This window comes from Rhodococcus sp. BUPNP1 (assembly GCF_002215235.1).
Lineage (GTDB): Bacteria > Actinomycetota > Actinomycetes > Mycobacteriales > Mycobacteriaceae > Rhodococcus.
The window spans coordinates 39,032-60,613 of the sequence record NZ_NERM01000021.1 but is presented as its reverse complement, the minus strand read 5'-3'; the positions used below and the strand labels follow the sequence as shown (position 1 = coordinate 60,613).

General features: G+C 66.3%; 19 protein-coding genes. 11 read left to right on the top strand and 8 right to left on the bottom strand.

Annotated elements, in window-relative coordinates; all coding sequences use genetic code 11:
• Positions 1-28: 28 nt before the first annotated feature.
• Entirely contained in the window at positions 29-1,588 is a 1,560-nt protein-coding gene (locus B9C99_RS19435; protein ID WP_016690763.1) for a long-chain-fatty-acid--CoA ligase, read from the bottom strand.
• A 1-nt stretch (position 1,589) separates the two neighbouring features.
• Entirely contained in the window at positions 1,590-2,840 is a 1,251-nt protein-coding gene (locus B9C99_RS19430) for an acyl-CoA dehydrogenase family protein (RefSeq protein WP_016690764.1), read from the bottom strand.
• Between the two features lie 171 nt (positions 2,841-3,011).
• Here B9C99_RS19430 and B9C99_RS19425 point away from each other — a divergent pair, with 171 nt between their 5' ends.
• Both B9C99_RS19425 and B9C99_RS19420 read left to right on the top strand, forming a co-directional pair.
• A complete protein-coding gene (locus tag B9C99_RS19425; protein WP_016690765.1) occupies positions 3,012-3,653 on the top strand; it encodes a TetR/AcrR family transcriptional regulator in 642 nt (213 codons plus the stop codon).
• Positions 3,653-5,011, top strand: a complete 1,359-nt coding sequence (locus B9C99_RS19420; protein ID WP_088898996.1) for a phosphotransferase family protein — start codon at positions 3,653-3,655, stop codon at positions 5,009-5,011. Before B9C99_RS19425 ends, B9C99_RS19420 begins: the two co-directional genes overlap by 1 nt.
• A 175-nt stretch (positions 5,012-5,186) precedes the next feature.
• On the opposite strand, the gene B9C99_RS19415 is transcribed toward B9C99_RS19420, so the two are convergent.
• Positions 5,187-6,533: a 2-hydroxycarboxylate transporter family protein gene (locus tag B9C99_RS19415; protein WP_016690767.1), complete on the bottom strand. Its 1,347-nt coding sequence runs from the start codon at positions 6,531-6,533 to the stop codon at positions 5,187-5,189.
• 212 nt (positions 6,534-6,745) lie between these two features.
• On the opposite strand from B9C99_RS19415, the gene B9C99_RS19410 reads away from it, so the two are divergent.
• Genes B9C99_RS19410 through B9C99_RS19400 form a run of 3 tightly spaced genes read left to right on the top strand, consistent with a single transcriptional unit; the run spans position 6,746 to position 9,564 of the window.
• The gene (locus tag B9C99_RS19410) at positions 6,746-7,972 is read left to right on the top strand and encodes a CaiB/BaiF CoA-transferase family protein (protein ID WP_088898995.1); all 1,227 of its coding nucleotides are present in this window, start codon (positions 6,746-6,748) and stop codon (positions 7,970-7,972) included.
• Positions 7,972-8,916, top strand: a complete 945-nt coding sequence (locus tag B9C99_RS19405) for a pyruvate carboxyltransferase (protein WP_088898994.1) — start codon at positions 7,972-7,974, stop codon at positions 8,914-8,916. The genes B9C99_RS19410 and B9C99_RS19405 overlap by 1 nt, the downstream gene beginning before the upstream one ends.
• Positions 8,917-8,940: 24 nt before the next feature.
• Positions 8,941-9,564, top strand: coding sequence for a GntR family transcriptional regulator (locus B9C99_RS19400; protein ID WP_016690770.1), 624 nt, complete (start codon positions 8,941-8,943; stop codon positions 9,562-9,564).
• Between the two features lie 19 nt (positions 9,565-9,583).
• Here the strand turns inward: B9C99_RS19400 and B9C99_RS19395 are convergent, their stop codons facing one another.
• Positions 9,584-10,276, bottom strand: a complete 693-nt coding sequence (locus tag B9C99_RS19395; protein WP_088898993.1) for a metalloregulator ArsR/SmtB family transcription factor — start codon at positions 10,274-10,276, stop codon at positions 9,584-9,586.
• Positions 10,277-10,367: 91 nt separating this feature from the next.
• On the opposite strand from B9C99_RS19395, the gene B9C99_RS19390 reads away from it, so the two are divergent.
• On the top strand, positions 10,368-10,823 hold the full coding sequence (locus B9C99_RS19390; RefSeq protein WP_088898992.1) for a DoxX family membrane protein: 456 nt from the start codon (positions 10,368-10,370) through the stop codon (positions 10,821-10,823).
• Positions 10,820-11,749 (top strand): patatin-like phospholipase family protein, encoded by a 930-nt coding sequence (locus B9C99_RS19385; protein ID WP_088898991.1) that lies wholly within the window; start codon positions 10,820-10,822, stop codon positions 11,747-11,749. Before B9C99_RS19390 ends, B9C99_RS19385 begins: the two co-directional genes overlap by 4 nt.
• A gap of 149 nt (positions 11,750-11,898) precedes the next feature.
• Here B9C99_RS19385 and B9C99_RS19380 read toward each other — a convergent pair whose 3' ends face one another.
• From B9C99_RS19380 to B9C99_RS19365, 4 genes are read right to left on the bottom strand one after another with little or no spacing between them, the layout of a single operon-like run.
• Complete coding sequence (locus B9C99_RS19380; RefSeq protein WP_088898990.1) at positions 11,899-13,197, bottom strand: MFS transporter; 1,299 nt, start codon at positions 13,195-13,197, stop codon at positions 11,899-11,901.
• A gap of 31 nt (positions 13,198-13,228) precedes the next feature.
• Positions 13,229-14,437, bottom strand: a complete 1,209-nt coding sequence (locus B9C99_RS19375) for a CaiB/BaiF CoA-transferase family protein (protein WP_088898989.1) — start codon at positions 14,435-14,437, stop codon at positions 13,229-13,231.
• A gap of 11 nt (positions 14,438-14,448) precedes the next feature.
• Complete coding sequence (locus B9C99_RS19370; RefSeq protein WP_088898988.1) at positions 14,449-15,909, bottom strand: dihydroorotase family protein; 1,461 nt, start codon at positions 15,907-15,909, stop codon at positions 14,449-14,451.
• A 38-nt stretch (positions 15,910-15,947) separates the two neighbouring features.
• A complete protein-coding gene (locus B9C99_RS19365) occupies positions 15,948-17,315 on the bottom strand; it encodes an FAD-binding protein (protein WP_088899023.1) in 1,368 nt (455 codons plus the stop codon).
• A gap of 265 nt (positions 17,316-17,580) precedes the next feature.
• Here B9C99_RS19365 and B9C99_RS19360 point away from each other — a divergent pair, with 265 nt between their 5' ends.
• From B9C99_RS19360 to B9C99_RS19345, 4 genes are read left to right on the top strand one after another with little or no spacing between them, the layout of a single operon-like run.
• Positions 17,581-18,375, top strand: coding sequence for an IclR family transcriptional regulator (locus B9C99_RS19360; protein WP_088898987.1), 795 nt, complete (start codon positions 17,581-17,583; stop codon positions 18,373-18,375).
• Positions 18,372-19,214 (top strand): CoA ester lyase, encoded by an 843-nt coding sequence (locus tag B9C99_RS19355; protein ID WP_088898986.1) that lies wholly within the window; start codon positions 18,372-18,374, stop codon positions 19,212-19,214. Before B9C99_RS19360 ends, B9C99_RS19355 begins: the two co-directional genes overlap by 4 nt.
• Complete coding sequence (locus B9C99_RS19350) at positions 19,211-20,047, top strand: cyclase family protein (protein ID WP_088898985.1); 837 nt, start codon at positions 19,211-19,213, stop codon at positions 20,045-20,047. The genes B9C99_RS19355 and B9C99_RS19350 overlap by 4 nt, the downstream gene beginning before the upstream one ends.
• Positions 20,044-21,474 carry an MmgE/PrpD family protein gene (locus tag B9C99_RS19345; protein ID WP_088898984.1) on the top strand — a complete coding sequence of 477 codons (1,431 nt, stop codon included), beginning with the start codon at positions 20,044-20,046 and terminating at the stop codon, positions 21,472-21,474. Before B9C99_RS19350 ends, B9C99_RS19345 begins: the two co-directional genes overlap by 4 nt.
• The last annotated feature ends 108 nt before the right edge of the window (positions 21,475-21,582 follow it).

Sequence of the window (21,582 nt, the reverse complement as noted above, 5' to 3'; positions counted from 1 at the left end):
AGATCGTGTCTCCGTTCGTGAAGCGGGATCAGTTCGCGGACAGGGATTCGCGCAAGCGGAACTTCTGGACCTTGCCGGTCGCGGTGCGGGGCAAGGAGTCGGTGACGACCACCGAGGTCGGCTTCTTGTACGAGGCCATCCGGCTGCGGCAGAACTCGATGACGTCCTCCTCCGAGGGAGGATCGTTCGGATCGGTGGGCACGACGATGGCGACCGGGGTCTCCACCCACTTCGGGTGCGGTGCCCCGACGACGGCCACCTCCGCGACACCCGGATGCTGGTCGATGACCGCCTCGACCTCGGCGCAGTAGATGTTCTCGCCGCCGGAGATGATCATGTCCTTCGCGCGGTCGACGACGAAGAGGAAGCCGTCCTCATCCTGGCGCACAAGGTCACCCGAGTGGAACCAGCCACCCCGGAACGCTTCCTCCGTCGCGTCGGGTCGGTTCCAATAACCCTGCATGACAGTCGGTCCGCGATAGACGATCTCGCCGACGTCACCCTGCTGCACGTCGTTGCCGTTGCCGTCGACGACGCGGGCCTCGACGTTGACGATCGGTGTGCCGACCGACCCCATCTTGGGGATGGCGTCCTCACCGCGGAGGATGCAGGTCACCGAACTCATCTCCGTCTGCCCGAACACGTTGAGCGTGGGGATGTTCGGGAAGGTCTCGGCCATCGCCGAGAGCACCGAGGGCGGAGCGACGGATGCGCCCCACATGATGCGGCGCAGAGTCAGCTTCCGGTCGCGCACCGCGGGAACGGCACACAGTTCCTTCCACTGCGTGGGAACGAAATAGCAGGACGTGACCTGCTCCCGCTCGAGGGTGTCGATCGTCGAGACGGGATCGAAGTTGCCCGAGGGCGCGATGATCGACCGTCCGCCGGCCATGAGATAGATCAGGATGCCGTTGAGCCCACCGATGTGGAACAGCGGCAGACCCGAGTACCACACCTCACCTTCGGTCTTCACCTGGTGCTCGATCATCGAATTGACCGTGTTCATCGCAAGATTCAGGTGGCTGAGTACCGCGCCCTTCGGGCGGCCCGTGGTCCCGGAGGTGTACATGATGAAGGCCGGATCGTGGTCGTCGACGACGATGTCCAACGAGGAGTCGTCCGGATCGAGCACCGACTCGTAGTCCAGCGCGGTCTCGGACACCCGGCTCGCATCACCGCCGGCGACCAGCACGGTCCGCACGAGCCGGGATGTGAGTTCTGCGGCGAGCGACGTCATCGGTTCGTCGACGACGAGCACCTCGGCGCCGCTGTCGGAGAGGATGTACTCGACCTCGGCGGCGACGAGACGGAAGTTGACCGGCACCACGATCGCCCCGAGTCGCAGAACGGCCAGATAGGATTCGACCACCTCGAGCCGGTTGTGCATCAGGACTGCGACACGATCACCCTTCGACACACCACGAGCCTGCAGGGCCCGGGCCAGACGGTTGACCCGTTCGTCGAGTTGCCGGTAGCTGAGGTGACTGTCGCCGAAGCTCAGGGCGATAGTCTCCGGCCGCTGTCGTGCCTGGCGGGCGAGCTGTTCACCGTGGGCGAGCGTGCGGTGCGCCGCGAGGGAATCGATCATGTCACTTCTTCTTTCCGGTGAATCCGAACAGGTGACCGGCTACCTTGCGGATCTGGATCTCCTCGGCACCCTCGGTGATCCGGTAGCGGCGATGGTGGCGGTAGATGTGCTCGAAGGGCAGGTGACGGCTGTATCCCATGCCGCCGTGGACCTGCATGGCCCGATCGGCGGCATCGCACACGAGCCGGTTGGCGCGGTAGTTGCACATCGAGACGCGATCGGAGACCTCCATGTGCGAGCGCGTGTCGAGGTCACGTGCGGTGACGCGGATCAGCTCGCGCAGCATCGCGCCGTCGGTGTGCAGTTCCACCAGCGGCCACTGGATGGCCTGGCGGGCTGCGAGAGGCTGGCCGAAGGTCACGCGATCGCGGGCATAGGAGACCGCTTCGTCGATGCAGTACTGGGCTGCGCCGAGACTCGAGGCGGCCTGTCGGATCCTGTTCTCGTGCACGAAGTTCTGCGCGATCTCCAGTCCGCGACCTTCCTCGCCGAGGATCGCCGAGTCGGGTACCCGGACGTCGCGCAAGGACACGTCGGCGTGGTCGGTGGGCATGTTGAGCGTCCACCGGAACAGGTCGACGGAGAACCCGGGCGTGTCGACGGGGACGAGGAAGGCGGTGATGCCGCGGGCCTGTCCCGGTTCGCCGCTGGTGCGCGCAAAGACCAGATCATGAGTGGCGATGTGCATCCCGGTGTTCCACCGCTTGGCGCCGTTGATGATCCAATCGCCACCGGAGCGGACGGCAGTCGTCTCCATCCACGTCGCGTCCGATCCGTGGTCGGGTTCGGTGAGGCCGAAGCCGAGGAAACGCTCGCCGGTGATCAGGGCCTCGGCGAACTCGCTGCGCTGGTCGTCGGTGCCGAACTTCCAGACCAGGTGGAAGCTGGGAAAGTTTCCGATGATCGACGATTCATCCTGCAGGTCGTTGTGCAATCCCAGGCCGCGATGCGCGAGGTGCTCGCGCACGACCGCCATCTCGAAGTTGCTCGCGTCGGCGCCACCGACCTCGGTGGGCAGGTCACGGCGGAGGAAACCGGCCTTGTCGGCGCGACGTCGCATCTCCGAGAGCAGTTCGTGCCATTCGGGGCGGGGGAGGCCGCCGGCTTCGAAGTCGGTGCGCGCCCATTCGCGTCGATGGTCGAAGAAGCGTTCGTTGTCGTTCTCCGCCTGCAGGGGTGCGATCTCGGTGTCGATGAAGTGGTCGATGTCGTCGAGCAGTTGCTGCATGTCGTTCGGAAGATCGGATCTCATGCGTGGTCCTCGAATACGAAGTCGAATGAACGAATGTTCAGAGTGACCGTAACCACATCCGGAGTGATTTTCAACGCCTTTGGCGTAGATGAGCTTTGCGAAGATTGCCGAATCCGATTGACAGCTCCGCGACCGTGAGCGATCGTTCATGGTGGAGTCACCAGGAGGAACATGCCCCGCTCAACCGAGAAGAACCCGCCGCGCGCGATGTCCTTCGCCGTGCGCGAGACCGACGACAAGGTCGCCGCCACGCTGATCACCGCCGCGGTGGCGACGATGGCCGCCAAGGGCTACCACGGCACCTCGGTGCGCGATATCGCCTCCGAGGCCGGGGTGGCGGTGGGCTCGCTGTACAACTACTTCGGCTCGAAGCAGGAGCTGCTCGCGCTCATCCTCAACCGAGGGCTCGACGCCCTCGTGGAAGAAACTGAGGAAGCGCTGCTCGCCGCGGGCAGTGATCCCGTGGACCGGCTGCGCGCGATCGTCGGCGTCCACGTGGGGCAGCACACGAAGGCTCCCCGGGAAAGCCTGCTCGGGAACAGTGAATTGCGCAGCCTCGAACCGCAGCACTACGCCGTGGTGGTGACCAAGCGTGACGTGCAGCGACGCATGTTCGACCGCGTCGTCGTCGACGGCGTGGACCGCGGGGTGTTCACGACCAAGACCCCGGTGGACACCGCGCGCTTCATCGTCAGTGCCTGCACCGCTGTCGCCGGGTGGTTCCATCCCGACGGGCCGCTCACCGCACAGGAGGTCACCGCCCGCTACCAGGACATCGCTCTCGACGCTGTCGGGTACCGACAGGATCCGTGATGAGCATCGACGACCTGCGCGCGGCGCTGACCAGGCACCTCTCCGGACTCGACGGCGTTCGGGGGACGCTCACGGACCTGGCTCGTCTGACGGGCGGCGCGAGTCGTGAGACCTGGCTCCTGACCGTCACCGAAGATGCCGGCGCCGAACGTGACCTGATCCTGCGACGCGACCCGCCCGGGGCCGAGGATCCGGCTCGTATGGCCCGCGAAGCGACTGTTCTCCGCGAGGCCCACACCGCGGGTGTTCCCGTCCCCGAGCTGCTCGATCACAGCGACGGCCACCGGGTCGAGGGTCTCGGCGCAGCGTATCTCCTCATGGAGAAGGTCCCCGGCGAAGCGCTCCCGCAGCGCCTGCTGCGCGACGACCGGTACAGCGCGGTGCGCAAGAACCTCTCCTACGCATTGGGCCGCGCGCTCGCCCGCATCCACCGGATACCGATCGACACACTGCCCGACTTCCCGGCCGGAGATCAACTCGACGAGCTCTTCGCCCGGTATGTCGAGACAGGGCCACCGCTGCCTAGCCTCGAACTTGCGTTCCGCTGGTTGCACGATCATCGGTCACCGTCCACGCGCACCACCGTTGTCCACGGCGACTTCCGCAACGGCAACGTGCTCGTCGACGAGTCGGGCATCCGGGCCGTCCTGGACTGGGAGCTGACGCACCTCGGGGATCCGATGGAGGATCTCGGCTGGTTGTGCGTGAAGACCTGGAGGTTCGGTGCCGCCGAGCCCGTCGGAGGTTTCGGATCCCGCGACGAACTGTTCCGCGGCTATGAAGACGAAAGCGGAATTGCGCCGGATCCCGAGGCGGTGCGGTGGTGGGAGCTCTACGGCACCCTGAGGTGGGCGGTGATGTGCCGGATCCAGGCCAACCGCGCTCTCGTCCACGGCGAGGAGAACGCCCTCGAACTCCTGGCCATCGGCCGGCGCATCGCCGAATGCGAGCACGATCTCCTGCAGATGCTGGAACCGGCCGAGGACATCGAGCCGGCCACCATCACTTTCGCCGACGAGCCTCGGCAGGATCTGTTCGGGATGCCCTCGGTTGCGGAGTTGTCGCGTGCGGTCAAGGCTTTCGTCGTCGACCATCCGGCGACCGACGCACCGACCCGTTATCAGGCGCGAGTGGCATCGAAGGTTCTCGATATCGTCGCTCGGGAAGCAGAACACGGTGCGCGTCTGCGGGCGCAGCATCGGGCTGCGCTCGACGCGGTTGGCGTGGTCGACGAAACCGAGTTGGCGCTGGCGCTGCGGGAGGGGAAGCGGACGATGTCGGAACCCTCCGTCGAGGAGGCGGTGCGGCAGGCTGTTGCAGCTCGTCTCGTGATCGCGAATCCCGAGTACGCCGCCTGACCTTCCCGGCCGGACGGCGAGCCCGCCCCGGTGGCATCGGTGCTCCGGCAACGGGCCGAGGACCGGCATGCATACGCAGAAGCACCCCGACACAGGCGGTATCCGGATCGGATATACCACTCGTGTCGGGGTGCGGTCGTGTCGACGGATGGTCGGGGTGGCTGCGGTGCCTAGCTCAGAGCAGTACCGGCCCGAGCAGGGAGAGCGTCAGAACGACGAGCCCACCGCCGATTCGCGAGGAGATGGACAGGAAGGGGAGCAGCTCCAGGCGATTGGCCGCTCCGAGGACGGCCAGGTCGCCGCTCGACCCGAAATCCGCGAGCCCCAGCCCACCGGAGATGGCGGATTCGATGAAGTACAGCTTCACCAACCAGCCGATGAAGCCGGCGGCGAGTGCGGCCACGAACACGACCGCGATGGTGGAGAGCATGTAGACGGGGTCGCCGAGCAGGGAGATCACCTGATGGAAGTCGATGGCCACGATGCTCACCGACACCAGGATGGCGGGGATGAAAGCGTTGGCCACCATGCGGTACCACAAGTCGGCTGCGTCGACGATCGCGTCGGGAATCGGCAGGAAGATCTTGGCGATCGCGCACAGCAGGATCAGGAAGACATAGGTGTGGATCGACGGCAGGAACCCGGAGATCGCGTCGGACACCATGAAGAGCACTCCGGCGGTGAAAAGTCCGATGATCGTGCTGTTGACGGCCTCGACAGGCTTGACCTTCGCCGGTTCGGGCTTACTGAGATCGGTCTTGGCGTCGGCGAGCTCGCCCTGGCCGTTGAAGTTGCGGAAGAGATCGGCTCGGCGTCGACCCAGCCATGCCAGGGTCCCCGCGACCACGATGCATACCGTGTTCGCCACGACGACGGCAGGCACGAGTTGGGTGAGGTACTGCTCCGATGTCCCACCGGAATTCGTGGCGATGAGCTCCGAGATCGGGATGGCGCCGGCCGCGACACCGCCGCCGAGTACGGGACCGACGACGAAGAACAGCATCTTGCCCGCACCATAACCGGTGAGATAGCCGATCACGCCGAACAGAGAGAAGCACACGGCGATCGTCGCGACGATGGGCAGGATGATGCGCGTGCCTGCCTTGATGAGCACGGATCTGTTCATGCCGAGGATGCTGCCGACGATCAGTGCGGCGACGACGAATTCGCCGAACTGGGACAGGCTGTAGAAGTTGTCGATGGCTTCGGCTGCGTGGTCGGGCATCACATTGTAGGTGTGCAGGACCGCCGGTATCAGGATCGCGAGAATGACTCCTCCACCGATCCTGTTGAGTCCGGGTATCGCGTTGCCGATCACCATCAGCAGGCCACCGATAGCCATCGTGATGGCGAAACCGCTCGTCATCCCGGGAGCCGGGGTGAATATGAAGGTCAAGGCGACCACGAGCAGCGCTGCTGGAGCGAACCATTTCAGTGGCAGGCCCAGCGTGGCGTTCATATCGGGCTTGCGTGTGGGTTCGGCGCGCTGGGCGTCGACCCGACTCTCGCGAGCGGTGGTCATCGTGCTCCCTTCGGATTGCGGTGCGGCCGACGCGGCCGGACGCCTCCGTCGTCGAGGCGGGATGCCGGCTGTGAATGGCACAGGGGGCAGGCTATGTGTCGTCCGTCACGAAAGTCAACCAGTTGTATACATCAGAGATCTTCATCTAGGGTTTTCTGTAGTCGATTCGGGCATAATGCATACACAACGCGATTGGTGGGGAGAACTCCCAGATGACGCAGCACATCCACGACACCCGCCCTACCGCCACGGGACCCCTTGCGGGACTCCGGGTGGTGGAGATGGGGCAACTCATCGCCGGCCCCTTCTGCGGGCAGATCCTCGGCGATCTCGGCGCCGAGGTCATCAAACTCGAACAACCCGGCTCGGGCGATCCGATGCGCGTGTGGGGCCGCAGTCTGCCGCAGGGTGAATCCATGTGGTGGTCCGTCGTCGGACGCAACAAGCAATCCGTCACCGTCGACCTGCGTACGCCCGAGGGGCAGGACATCGCCAAGCGCCTCATCGCCGAATCCGACATCGTGGTCGAGAACTTCCGGCCCGGCACGCTGGAACGATGGGGCATGAGTTACGAGGAGTTGTCGGCCGTCAACCCGGCGCTGGTCCTCACACGGGTGTCGGGCTTCGGGCAGACCGGTCCGTACTCCTCCCGGGCGGGCTACGGGGCGATCGGCGAAGCGATGGGCGGACTGCGCTACGTGGTGGGCGACCTCTCGACTCCGCCCTCACGAATGGGTATTTCGATCGGGGACACCCTGGCGGCTCTGTTCGCTGCGCTCGGCACCCTCGGCGCGGTGTACGAACGCACCCGGAGCGGCCGCGGTCAGGTGGTCGATTCCGCGATCTACGAGGCCGTGCTCGGTGTCATGGAATCGATTGTCCCCGAATGGGTCATCTCGAACTATCAGCGCGAGCGCAGTGGCGCGATCCTGCCGAACGTGGCGCCGAGCAATGTCTACCCGACCAAGGACGGTGCCTGGATCCTGATCGCCGCGAACCAGGACACGGTGTTCGGCCGGCTCGCTCAGGCCATGGGACAACCCGAACTGGCGACCGACGAACGCTTCAGCACCCACGGCGCGCGAGGAGAACGCCAGCAGGAACTCGACCGGATCGTCGCCGAATTCACCATCGAGCACGAGTCCAAGGAACTCGAGGAGCTGCTCCTCGAACACGCCGTTCCGGTCGGCAAGATCTATCGTCCCGTCGACATGCTCGAGGACGAGCAATTCATCGCACGGCGCAGCATCATCGAGACCGAACATCCCGTCTTCGGGTCCGTACCGATGCAGAACACGTTCCCGCGCCTGAGCCGCACCGACGGAAGCGTGCGCTGGCCCGGGCCCCGGCTGGGCGAACACACCACCGACGTGCTGACCCGGCTCGGTGGATTCGACGACGACGCGATCGTTCGCTTCACCGAGAACGGAATCATCTGATGTTCGGCGATCGAATTCCCTCCGCCGCACGACTTGTCGACGTCGGACTGCGCGACGGTCTGCAGGCCGTCCCGACGTTCGTCGGCACCGACGACAAACTCGCCATCCTCGACGGGTTGTTGGCCGCGGGATTCACCACACTCGAGATCACGTCCTTCGCGCACCCCCGTGTGCTCCCGCAGTTCGCGGATGCGGAGCAGGTCATCGCGGGCGCACCGCGTCCCCCCGGTGTCACCTACAAAGCTCTGGTGCCGAACCTGAAGGGCGCCTTGCGAGCCGTCGAGACGGACATCGACGAAATCGTGATGGTGGTACCCATCGACGAGGAGACCGCCCGGCGCAATCAGAACGCCACCCCCGAGCAATTGTTGTCTGCTCTGGTCGAGGTCGTCGGTCATGCCCATGCGGCGGGCAAGAAGGTCACCGCCGCCCTCGCCACCGCATTCTTCGCGACCTGCCGCGGCCCGGTCGGCATCGACGAGCTGGAGAACGCGATCCGGCGTGTGGTCGATGCCGGTGTCGACTCGCTGTACCTGGCAGGTACCAGCGGCATGGAAACCCCCGTCGAGTTCGAACGCGGCGTCCGGCGTTGCAAGGCCATCGCACCCCACCTGCCGGTGGGCGTGCACCTGCACAACCGCAACGGGTTCGGTCCTGTCAACGCCCTTGCGAGCCTGGTTGCCGGTGCCGACTGGATCGAAGCGTCCTTCGGCGGTCTGGGCGGGGACATGTGGTTCCCTGGTGACAACTCGGTTCTGGGCAACGCACCCATGGAAGACGTCGTCAACCTGCTGCACAGCTTCGGTGTGGGCACCGGAATCGACCTCGATCGGTATCTCGACGTCGTCCGGTTCGCCGAGAAGGCCACCGGTATCGGGTCGTACTCCTTCGTCACCCGCGGCGGAACCCGCGACGAAGTGGCTCGTGCACAATGGTCGGATTGAGATGACACAACAAGGGGTGCGCCGTTGTCCGAGCTGAGCAATGCGATCTTCGACCTGATCGTGGCCGGCACCTTCCGTCCGGGCGAGAAGCTCAACGAGATCGAACTCGCGGAGCGGTTCGGAGTGAGTCGCACCCCCGTGCGCGAAGCGCTCAAGACTCTCGCGAGCAGCGGCGTGATCACCATCGAACGCAACAAGGGCGCCCGGGTGGTCGACCATTCTCCGGACTCGGTGGAGGCGATGTATGCCGCGCGCTCGGTGATGGAGCCGTATGCTGCCAAACTCGCTTCCGAGACGATGAGCGATGAGGACATCGCGGAACTTCGCCGATTGGCGGAGGACATGTACGCCAAGGTGTCCGACGATCCCAATCTCGCCGAGATCGCAGCGCTGAACAATGCTTTCCACTCTGCGATCGTGTCCAAGTGCCCGAACACGCGAGTCGCCGAGATGACCATGAGCATGCTCAAGCCGCTTGTCGCGTCGCGAACGTTCCGGGTGTACACGGAAGCCCAGTTGATGCGAAGCGCACTGCATCATCTCGAGATCGTCGATGCGATGGCGCATCGCGATCCGGAATGGGTGGAAGCGATCATGCGTGCGCACATCAGGTCGGGTTATCACAGCGCGATAGCCGGTCCACCGTGATCCGGACGGCGTCGGACTACTACCGAGGTCGCTCCTGTTCGGTTCCGGCGTCGTACCGGATCACCACGCAACACCGATCCGGCTGCGGGTGCAGTTCGGCATGCGCGTCGGGATGGTCGCTGTCGGCGATCACCCCCTCGATGAGGCGTAAGTTCAATCCGCACACCACATCCAGATGATCCTGGGCGACGAGGTGGAAGGGGCAGTTGCGTAGGTGGACGCGGCCGTCGTCCTCGGCCCGGGGCAGGTATCCGCAGCCGCGCAGCGCCTCCAGGAGATCGCCTCCCGAGTCGGCGACCGCTCGTCGTCCGGCGTCGCGTGCGGCTTCGTCCACCGCCGCCCGCACCGTTCCGTCGGTGTCCTGTTCGACCGCGGAGACGAGCAGCCTGGCGAGCAGTTCGTAGTCGCGCGGCGGCACACTGATGGTCATCTCCGTCGTCGTCCTCGTGTAGACCTTCGCCGGGCGTCCCGCGCCGGGGCCGCCGCGCCCGGCAGGCCGCTGGTAGTCGACCTTGACCAGGCCGGCGTCGGCGAGCTTGTCGAGGTGATAGGCCGCGAGGGTCCGGCCGATATCGAGAGCGGCCGCCACCTCCTCACGCGAGACCGGTTCCTCGCTCTCGGCGACGTACTCGAACAACCGGCGCCGCAACGGATCGTCGAGATTGCTCAACGCTGCCAGCGCCGCCGGCGCGGCAGACCGGGGAGTGGACATGTCCCGACTCTAACACCAAGAAGTATTGACAAATAGTGACTACGGGGCGACTCTAAAAACATAAACTATTGTTTTTACAAAGGGGTCCGTGATGACCACTCCCGCAGCTCACTCGTCTTCCACAGCGCCCGTTGCACCTGCACGTGGCGACGTGATGCACCGCGCCCGAAGTGATCCCGCGTACGGGGCATTCGTATTGCTCCGCATCGGGTTCACCGTGCTCCCGATCGTCATGGGCATCGACAAGTTCACCAACGTGCTCACCTCCTGGCAGGGCTACCTGGCGCCGTGGATCGTCGATTTCGGCCCCCTCGGCGCGCAGCAGGTGATGCTGGTGGTCGGGGTGATCGAGATCGTCGCCGGTATCGCCGTCGCGATCAAACCGCGATACGCGGCCTACATCGTCGCCGCTTGGCTCGCGGGAATCGTGATCAACCTACTGAGCTATCCCGGCTTCTATGATGTCGCCCTGCGTGACGTCGGACTGCTGCTTGCGGCTCTGACCCTGGCGCGGTTGGCGTCCGTGTACGACCCGCCCTGGCGATGACCACCGCCTTCGTCCTCGGCGGTGGCGCCGGTCTCGGTGCCGTAGAGGTGGGGATGCTCTATGCGCTCACCGAACGAGGCATCCGTCCCGATCTGCTGATCGGGACGTCGGCCGGCGCGCTCAACGCCGCCTACGTCGCCGGCCGCGGTACCGGCCTCCCGGCTCTGGACGACCTGGCAGCGATCTGGCGGAATCTGCGCCGACAGGACGTCTTCCCCCTCGATCCAGTACGTCAGCTACTGACTGTGACCGGACTCCGTTCCTCGCTGTGTTCCGACCGGAACCTGCGTCAGCTCATCGAATCCCACTTGTCCTTCGGTGACCTCGAAGACGCGGCGATCCCCGTGCACCTGGTTGCCACCGACCTGCTCACCGGCCGCGAGGTGCTGCTCTCTACGGGGGAGGCCGTCAGTGCCGTGCTCGCCAGTGCCGCCGTCCCCGGTGTTCTGCCCACCGTGCAACGCGAGGGGCTGAGCCTGGTCGACGGCGGTATCGCCGACGATGCGGCCCTGTCTCAAGCAGTGGCCCTCGGTGCGGACGACGTGTGGGTGCTGCCCGCCGGCTACGCCTGTGCCCTGCAGCGTCCCCCGACCACCGCGCTGGCTACCGCGGTGCAGGCTCTGACTCTGCTCACTCACCAGCGCCTGCTGCTCGAGGTTGCCGACTTCTCCGAACGGGTCGAACTGCACGTACTACCCCCACTGTGCCCGGTGTCCGTGTCGCCGATCGACTTCAGCCATGCCGGCGAGTTGATCGAGCGGGCCCATCGGGCGACGGAGGACTGGCTCACAGCCGGCGGTGATCGGCAGGCCCATCCGGAACGTATCCTGTCCCTGCATCGCCACCGACCCGGTCCCGCTGCGGGAGGTAAGGCATCGGTCACTCGATCGCCCACCTTCCCGCTCAGGGGCGCCGAGCGAGAGTAGAGACCGGTCGGTGATGTGGCGCGGCTGAACCTGCTCCACTCACCGTGGAGCTACGACGAAGGACCGGCCCGATTGTTCGGGCCGGTCCTTCTTGTGTGGACGTCACCGTCCGATTCGTCGATCGCCCCTGCACGGCAGGGGGACCACTGTCAGACGCGCTTGACCGCCTCGCGGTGGTCGACGGAGTCGCCCGATGCCTGCAGCCGCGGCGGTTCCTTCGTGAAGAACAGCATCGCGACAGCACCGATCAGACACAGGGCGGTCATGACCAGGAATCCGCCGTCGTAGGTGCCGGTACGAGCGACGCTGAAGCCCATGACCGACGGAGCGACGATGCCGGACAGCGCGAAGCAGGCATCGGCGAAACCGGCGGCCGTGCCGGGCTGGCTGGGGGCGGCATCGATGGACGCGACCCACCAGATACCGCCGGTGATGAAGCCGAAGCCCACGCCCGCGGAGATGCAGATCAGTGCGACGACGATGTTGCCGCGGAAGAACAGGATCGGTGCGATCGACGCGCCCGCCAGCAGCAGTGCGACACCGATGATGATGAATCGCGATCGGATGCTCTGTGTCCGCTTGTACACGCGGTCGACGAGGATTCCGCCGAGCAGTGCGCCCACCACACCGGCTGCCCACGGCGCCACGGAGAATGCGCCGACTTCCTTGATGGACAGGCCGAATTCGTGCTCGAGGTACTGCGGGAGCCAGTACATGAAGGCCCAGAACATGAAGCCCCACGAGAAGTAACCGAGACCGACGAGCCAGAGATTGCGGTTGCGGAGGATCTCGCCCCAATCGGTGCTCGACTCGTGACCGGTCTCCTCACCGTCCAACTGGCCGGCGCGGATGTAGTCCAGTTCTTCCTTCGACACGAACTTCGCCTCGCTCGGCGAGTTCTTCAGCGTCGGATAGGCGATCACGACCCACACGACTCCGACGATCGCCAGAATCCAGAACATTGCCTTCCAGCCGGTGAGGGCGATCAGCTGGGTGAGGATCGGTCCGCCGACGAGCAGGCTGCCGGAGACCGCCACACCGCCGATCAGAGCCAGCGCCTTCCCTCGTTCCTGCGCCGGCAGCCAACGGCTGACGAGGCGGGTCGCTGCGGGGAAGCACGGCGCTTCACCGGCCCCGAGAAGGATGCGTAGCAGGATTAGGCCGATGAACCCGCCGGCGAACGGGGTCAGTGCCGTGGCGGCGGCCCAGATGAACATGCCCACGATGAGCACGCGCCGGGAACCGTAACGGTCGACCAGCGGTCCCGAGAGCAGGGCGAAGAGCATGTAGCCGATCGAGAATGCGGAACTGATGATGCCGTACTCACCGGGAGTGATCCCGAACTCGGAGCGCAGATCGGATGCTGCGAACGAGATGGCACTGCGATCGATGTAGTTGACGATTACCAGGCCCAGAATGATGGCGATGGTCCACCAACGCGATTTCATAGCGAACTCCTCGGATGACGCAGTCGCAGGGTCAGATGACGCCCCGGGCCCGCAGTTCGTCGATGTCCTCGGGACTGCGCCCGAGGTGGGAGAGAACCCTGTCGGTATCGGCACCGGCAGGGCGACCGGTGTGGCGGATCGCACCGGGGGATCGGCCCATGCGCCACATGACGTTCTGCATGCGCACGGGGCCGAGGTCGTCGTCGTCGACGGTGGTGACCATGTCGGTCGCGACGACTTGCGGATCTGTCAGCAGGTCACTGGGTCGGTAGACCGGTGCCACAGCGGCGCCGGCCTCCTCGAAGGCGACGACGACCTCGTCGCGAGTACGGTCGGCGATCCAGTCGCCGACGTACTTGTCGAGCAGGTCCGCGTGCTCGGCGCGGGTGCGGCCGGTGGCGAACCAGTCTTCGTCGATGACTTCGGGATGCCCTACCAGGCGCAGTACCCGTTCGGCGATCGCCTGTGCGCTCGTGGACACGGCTACCCAGTGGTCGTCCTTGGTGCGGTAGAGATTTCGCGGGGCATTGTTCTGCGACCGGTTGCCGGTGCGCTGTTGGTCGATGCCCAGCTGATCGGCGTAGATCACGCCGGGGCCGACGGCGGTCATGATCGGTGTGAGGAGATCGAGGTCGATCTCCTGACCGGTACCGCCGTTGCGTTCACGCTCGAACAACGCCATCGACACCGCCGAGGACCCGGCGACTCCGGCGATGGAGTCGGCGAGGCCGAATGCCGGCAGGGTGGGAGGGCCGTCGGGGTGGCCGGTGAGATGGGCGAAGCCGCTCATCGATTCCACCAGCGTGCCGAACGCGGGACGTGTCGCATACGGTCCTTGTTGTCCGAAACCGGTGACCCGCAACATGATCAGTGCGGGATTCCGCTCGGCGAGTTCGGTATAGGACAGGCCCCAACGCTCGAACGTGCCGGGTCGGAAGTTCTCGACCACCACGTCGGCTTCGGCGGCGAGATCGCGGAAGATCTCCTGACCGTCCGGTGTGCTCAGGTTCAGGGTGACGGTCTGCTTGTTGCGGCTGACCATCTTCCACCAGAGCGGGACGCCGTTCTTGTCCAGGCCGTGCCCGCGCATCCCGTCCGGCTTCGCCGGGTGTTCGATCTTGATGACCTCGGCGCCGAAGTCACCCAGGATCTGTGCGGCGAGCGGCCCGGCAAGGATGGTGGACGCGTCGAGGACCTTGATCCCGCGCAGGGGACCGGCAGGGAGCTTGTCGTCGGTCAACGGGTGTCTCCTCAGTACGGGCGGGCGAGGTAACGGCCGGCGGGCGTGCCGGTGACCGCTCCGTCGGCCAGGACCCGGTTACCACGCACGAAGGTGTCGGTCACCGCAGCGGTGAGCTCGAATCCCTCGAACGGCGTGTATTCCTGGGTGGATTCGGAATCCGCCGCGTGCACGGTCCAGGTTCGGTTGGGGTCGACGATCGCGATGTCGGCATCGGCGCCCTCGGCGAGTCGTCCCTTGCCGGGCAGACCGTAACGGTCGGCCGGGTTGGTGGAGAGCAGCTGCGCGATGCGGCGCAGGGACAGTCCGCGCTTGCGGCCTTCGCTGATCAGGCCGGGAAGGAGGTATTCGGTTCCGCCGAAGCCGGACTTGGCGGCGAACACGTCGTCGCGGTCCTCACCGAACTTGACCTCGTCCTTGCAGCAGGCATGGTCGGAGACGACCCAGTCGATGTTGCCGGCGAGCAGGTGCTCCCACAGCGCCTCGACGTCCTCGCGCGGACGGATCGGCGGGTTGACCTTGGCACCGAGTCCGTTGGCGTTGTCGATGTCGGTGAGCAGGTGGCCGATGGTGACCTCGCGGCGGAAGTTCACATGCGGGAAGGCCTCGGCCATCTTCATGGCGGCCTTCAGTGCCTTCGCCGAGCTCAGGTGCAGCAGGTTGATGTTCGGCAGGCCGGTCTCGTCGGCGAGGAAGGACGCAATGGTCACGGCCAGGCCTTCGGAGTGCTGAGGCCGGGAGGCGCTGTAGGCGGCGAGGCCGCTGAGCTTGCCCTCCTGCTCGACGATCTTGGTGTAGGCGCTCATGATCTCGGCGGTCTCGCAGTGCAGCGACAGCGAGATGTGCGGGGCGAGATCGGGGAACTGCTCGCGGGCTTTCTGGACGCCTCGCATGACGAACTCGAAGTGCGCGATGTCGTAGCGCTCGTCCTCGGGGATCATCAGGAAGTCGCTCTGCGAGGTGGAGCGTCCGTGCAGGCCGTGGCTGCCGTAGAACATGAAGATCTTGAAGGACGTGACGCCCTGTTCCGACGCGAGCGCGGGGATCTCACCGATGTGCTGCTTGGACATCGGGGCGAGATGGAACGCGTAGTCGATGTAGCTGCGCCCGGCGGAGGCGTCGAGGACCTCGGGGAAGAAGTCGGCGTACGCGCCACCCTTGTTCAGGTAGTACTGTCCGGTGCGCATGTAGGTCAGAGCAGTGGTGACGCCGCCCTGCGCGCTGGCCCGGGACTCGGTGTGGGTGTCCTCGGAGAGCGGGTTGTAGATACCCCAGTGCTGATGGGCATCGACGACACCGGGGAACACCAGCTTGTCGGTCGCGTCCACGATCTCGGCACCGTCGGCCTGTAGATCGGGGCCGATGGCGGCGATCTTGCCGTCGACGACGAGGACGTCGGCGATGTCGCCTTCCATGGCCGCGGTGTCCTCGGTGCGGACGACGGTGCCGTTCTTGATGAGGTAGCTGGTCATGTCATCTCCTGGGGAGTATCGGGACAGGTGGTGCGTTTTCAGACGGTTACGGTGCTGCTCACGTGCTCGGCGGCGAGATAGGCCAGACCGAGCGCGGTGATCAGACCGTTGCCGGCGAGGTAGCCGCCGGCTCCGTGACCGGAGATTCCGACGGCGGCGCCGCCGGATGCGTACAGGCCGGGAATGGGGGCTCCGTGGGCGAGTACGCGGGCGTGTTCGTCGACGACGAGTCCGCCCTGGGTGTGGAACAGTGCCGGTTTGACGGCGATCGCGATGTAGGGCGCGGTCAGGGGGTGTCGGGTATCGGTGCGTCCTTGTCGATCGGGCTCGAGTCCGGCCGCGGCGCTGTGGGCGGCAGTGAGCTCGTCCTCGAGTGCTGATGCGGGCACCCCGATGGCGTCGGCGAGGTCGGTGGACGTGGCGGCCCGCACCAGCGACCCGCTCTCGGCGACGGTGCGGAAATCGTCGAACGCCCAGCACAGTTCTTCGATGTGCTCGTCGATGATGATCCAGCCGGTAGATCCGGGTCGGGCGGCGAGCAGGGCGGCGAATTCCGAGTATCCGGTGGTCTCGGGGGCGAATCGTCGGCCGGTGCTGTCGACGACGATACCGCCGTGGACCACAGTCGCCCAGCCGACGAGCGTCTGACTGCGCGACGAAAGCGCAGCGTGGCCCTGGTAGGCGTCGAGGAAACCGGTGTCGGCTCCGAGTCGCCCACCGATGCGGAGCGCGTCGCCACGGCTGAACTGACCACCGTGGTAGTGGGCGTCCGCGATTTCGGGCATGTGGGCCCGGACCAGGTCGCGGTCGGCACCGAAGCCGTTCGTCGCCAGAAGCACGGCCCCGGTCGTGAGCCGTTCGGTGTTTCCGTCGGGGGTGGCGATCTCTACTCCGGTCACGCGGCCGTCGACGGTGTGGACCTCGCGCAGACTCATCGGGGCGATCAGTTCGATCCGAGGGTGTGCCTGGGCGTGGTGCACCAGGTGACGCAGCAGGTGGGAGCCGTGCCGGCCGGGAATGCTGTGGCAGCGGTCGGCGGTGTGTCCCGGATAGCGGAAGTCGGTGACGAGCTCGAGGTCGAGGCCCTGGACGTCGGCCAACCAGGTGACCAGTGCGCCGCTGACCTCGGTCAGTGCCCGAGCGACTCGCTGATCTGCCGTTCCTGCGGTCTTGCGGGTGATGTCGTCGAGGAAACGGCGCGGATCGTCCCCGACACCGGCCGCATCCTGCCAGCGTGTCCCCGCGGCAGGGATCATCGCCGTGCACATCGAAGTGTTGTTGCCGCGCTGGAAGTGTTCGTCGGCGTCGATGACCAGAACGTTCGCGCCCAGTTCCGCGGCACGCAGGGCCGCGACGAGCCCACCGCCCGCGCCGGCGACGACGAGGTCGAAATCCTGACCTGTCACCACTGCCTCCTAAGTGTGTTCCGCTGAGCGAAACATCGGAAAGTGATCTCCTGCACTATGCGCCTTGGTGAATCGATGCGCAAGTGCGAATTGCGCGCATTTGCCTGCGAAACCTGGATGTAACTCGCCGTCATGCGTCTGGACAATCGTTTCGCTAAGCGGTACAAAGTCTCCAAGGCCTCGAACGGTCGTGCCGCTCCGGCAGCATGTCCAGCAGACCTGTCAACGTGTTCACCACCCGAACCGACCGGGGAACGGAGCCACAATGGAGCCCTCGACTGGCGGCACCACCTCCGCCGCACGATCCGCGGAAGTACTGCTCGAGTTCGGTCGTCGCTCGAGCGCGCTCGGCGTCTCGGAGATCGCCCGCTCCACCGGGATCTCCAAGGCGGTCACCCACCGCATCCTCACGACCTTCGTCGAATGCGGCCTGCTGCTCTACGAGCCCTCGACGCGCCGCTACCTGCTCGGCCCTGCCGCTGCCACGCTCGGAGCCCGTGCGCTGGATGTGTCTCCGTTGCGCCGCGTCGCCCGCAGCGCCCTGGAAGACCTCCAGCGCGCCACCGGCGAGACCGCGACGGTGACCGGCCGCTTGCCGGGCGGGCGCGTCTACCTCGACCAGGTCGAGAGCACCCAGGAGATCAAGATGACCGTCGAACTGGGGCGCCGCTTCGAGCTGTACAGCGGGTCGTCGGGACGCATCATTCTCGCGTACCTGTCGGAGTCCGAGCAGGAGGACGTGCTGTCCCGGCAATTGACGCGCCTGACCGGGAAGACCATCACCGATCCGGCCGCGCTGCGTGCAGTGCTGCAGGAGGCGCGTGAGCGAGGTGTGTGCCGATCGACCGGCGAACGACAGGAAGGCGCGGCCTCGATCGCCGCGCCGGTCTTCGGTGCCGACGGCACGGTCGTCGGCTCGCTGTCGGTCTGCGGACCGAGCTACCGCATGACCGACGAAGCATTCGACCGCTACGAGGACGCGCTCGTCGAAGCGGCACAAAGGGTTTCGCGCGCGCTCGGATACCGACAGGTTCACACCCCGGTGGGAGAACCGGTATGACGCCCCGCAGCTGGTTGTACGTTCCGGGCCATCGCGCAGACCGCATCGACAAAGCGCTCGCCAGCGACGCCGATGCCGTCGTCATCGACCTCGAGGACGCAGTACCCGTCGATGCGAAGAAACGCGCGCTCGACAACGCCATCGCGGCCGTGCTCAGCGCACCTGCGGACCGCGTCGTCTGGTTGCGGCTCAACGCCATCGGATCGCAGTGGATCGACGACGAGATCGCCGCGTTGTCGGCCGCCGATCGAACCCCGGCCGGCGTTCGACTGCCGAAGGCCGACGATCCCGATACGGTTGCGGCGACCGCCGATCGGTTCGACTGTCCGGTCCACGCGATCATCGAATCCGCTGCGGGCCTGCTCGCCGCACCGCAGATCGCGCGATGCCATCCCCGCGTCACCGGAATCGCACTCGGCGAAGCCGACCTCGCCGCAGACCTGCGTACCGAACCCGACGGACTGACCTGGGCGCGCGGCTGGATCGTCACAGCCGCACGCGCAGCGGGACTGTCGTCGCCGATCCAGAGTGTCTGGACCGCAGTGAACGACCTGGACGGGCTCGCGGAATCGTCCCGAGCGGGCCGCATCCAAGGATTCTTCGGACGCTCCGTCGTCCACCCGAAGCAGATCGACATTGTCAACGAGGCCTACGCGCCATCGACCGAGGAACGAGAGCGCGCGCAGCGCATCGTCGACGACGCGTCCGCGTCCTCGGCAGCGGGGGAGTCCGCAGTTCTCGACGAGAACGGCAGATTCATCGACCCCGCGGTCGTTGCGAACGCTCGCGTCGTACTCGACCGAGCCCAGGCCATCACAGTACGAGGAGCCACATCATGACCGAACAAACCATCGCCGGTCCCGACGCACTGTTGAATGCGGTCGTCGACACCGACGTCGACATCGTCGAGCTCGGACATCCCCACACGACCGGTATGCCCTGCTCACCGAACCACCCCGGATTCCGGATGACGCTCATCCGCCGGCACGGCGACATGGTCCGGCCCGACGGCGGATCGGCATCGAACGAAATCATCGTGACCGGCGGACACGTCGGCACCCACGTCGACGCGCTCTCCCACGTCAGCCACGAGGGCAAGCTGCACGGCGGCATCGACGCCGAGGAAGCCCAGCGCGGTGGCAAGTTCTCCCGGCTCGGCGCCGAATCCATCCCCTTCATGCTTCGTCGCGGACTGCTCCTCGACGTCGCCCGGGTCCGCGGCGTCGACTCCCTCGAAGCGGGGCAGGCGGTCACCGAACAGGACCTGCGCGACGCTGCCGACGCCGCCGGTGTGACGCCGCGCCGCGGTGATGTCGTGCTGATCCGTACCGGGTGGGCCCGGCACTTCGACGATCCGCAGCGCTACCTCGGACAGCAGGACGGTGTTCCGGGTGCCGATGTCGGTGCGGGCCAGTGGCTCGCGGCCAGCGGCATCGCCGCCGCCGGCGCAGACACGACCGCCTTCGAACACATCCCGGCGGGCAAGGGACACAGCGTTCTTCCGGTTCACCGAGTATTGCTGGTGGAGAACGGAATCCACATCATCGAGCACCTGAACCTCGAGGATGCCAGCGCCCGCGGCCTGACCGAGTTCACGTTCGTCATGGCACCGCTGCGCATCACCGGCGGTACCGGTTCGCCCGTGCGCCCCGTCGCGGTGGTGGCGTCGTGACCAGCACCGAGACCCGACACGATCTGACCGGAACGGTCGTCGGCCGGCTCGCAGCTCTCGCCGCCGACATCCGCACCACGGGACTGCCCGCGGAACTGCGCAAGGACGTCGCGCGGCGGGTACTCGACCTGCTCGGAAACTCACTCGCGGCGCACGACCAGCCGTCCGCTCGCGCCGTCACCGAGGTGGCACGCAACTGGTCCGGCGCAACCGCGGCCACCGGTATCGGCACCGGAGAACGATTCCCGGCGGCCACTGCCGCGCTGGTCAACGGCACACTCGCCCACTCGATGGACTCCGATGACACCCACCTGCCGTCGGTGCTGCACCCGTCGGCCTCGGTGATCCCGGCGGCGCTCGCTGTGGGTGAAGCCATGGGAGCCTCCGGGGCGGCCGTTCTCGACGCCGCGGGTGTGGGTATCGAGATCGTGGTTCGCCTCGGTATGGGCGGCTACGACGAGGAACTCGGCAACTCCGAGTTCTTCGAACGTGGCCAGCACGCGACCTCCATCTGCGGTGCCGTCGGTTCGGCTGCCGCCGCAGCGATGCTGTACGGACTCGACGCCGAAGGCATCGCGGACGCCATGGGCATCGCCGCGAGCTTCGGCGCCGGATTGCTCGAAGCCAACCGCACCGGCGGCACGGTCAAGCGGACCCACTGCGGATGGGCAGCGCACTCCGGTGTCACCTCGGCAGAGTTCGCTCGGGCCGGGCTGACGGGACCGCCGACCGTGATCGAAGGACGCTTCGGATTCCTGCACGCCTTCTGTGGCGATCGGGCCGACACCGCGAAGGTGCTGGACGGACTGGGCGAGCACTGGGAACTGCCGGGCATCTTCTTCAAGCCCTATCCGTGTAACCACTTCACCCACGCCGGTATCGACGCCGCACGAGCGCTCGTCCGCGACGGCCTGGACCCGGCCGATATCGTGGAAATCCAGCTCGGCGTGCCGAAGCCGGTACTGCGCACGATCGCCGAGCCGCCGGCCTCGAAGGCTGCTCCCGAATCCGGTTACCACGCGGCCTTCTCAGGCCCGTTCACCGTTGCACGAGCATTGCTCGGCGGCTCGGGGCTCGGTGTGGGACATGCCGATTTCACCGACGAGGCCGCGAAGGATCCGCGCACACTCGAACTCGCGCGGCTGGTCACGAGTTACAGCGACGACCGCTGCGACGAGATCTACCCCCACCAGTTCCCGGCGGTGCTCCGGGTACGTACCCGGGACGGTTCCTGGTACGAGGCTCGCGTCGACCACAATCGTGGTGGTCCGGCGAATCCGCTCTCCGACGACGAACTCACGATGAAGTTCGATCTCAACGTCGAAGGCCGGTTGTCGCCGGAGAGCGCCGCAGCGGTCGCCGGAGCCGCGCTGGCGCTCCCCGCCGCCGAGTCACTCGATGCCCTGATGGCGACCGTGCGCGGTTGATCGGCGCAACGTGCGGGTCGGGATGCGTGCCGTCCGGCCGGCACGCGAAAAGGCGGGCCTTCTTCGGTAGCTCTTGTACCGAGAAGACCCGCCTTCGTCGCAGCGCCC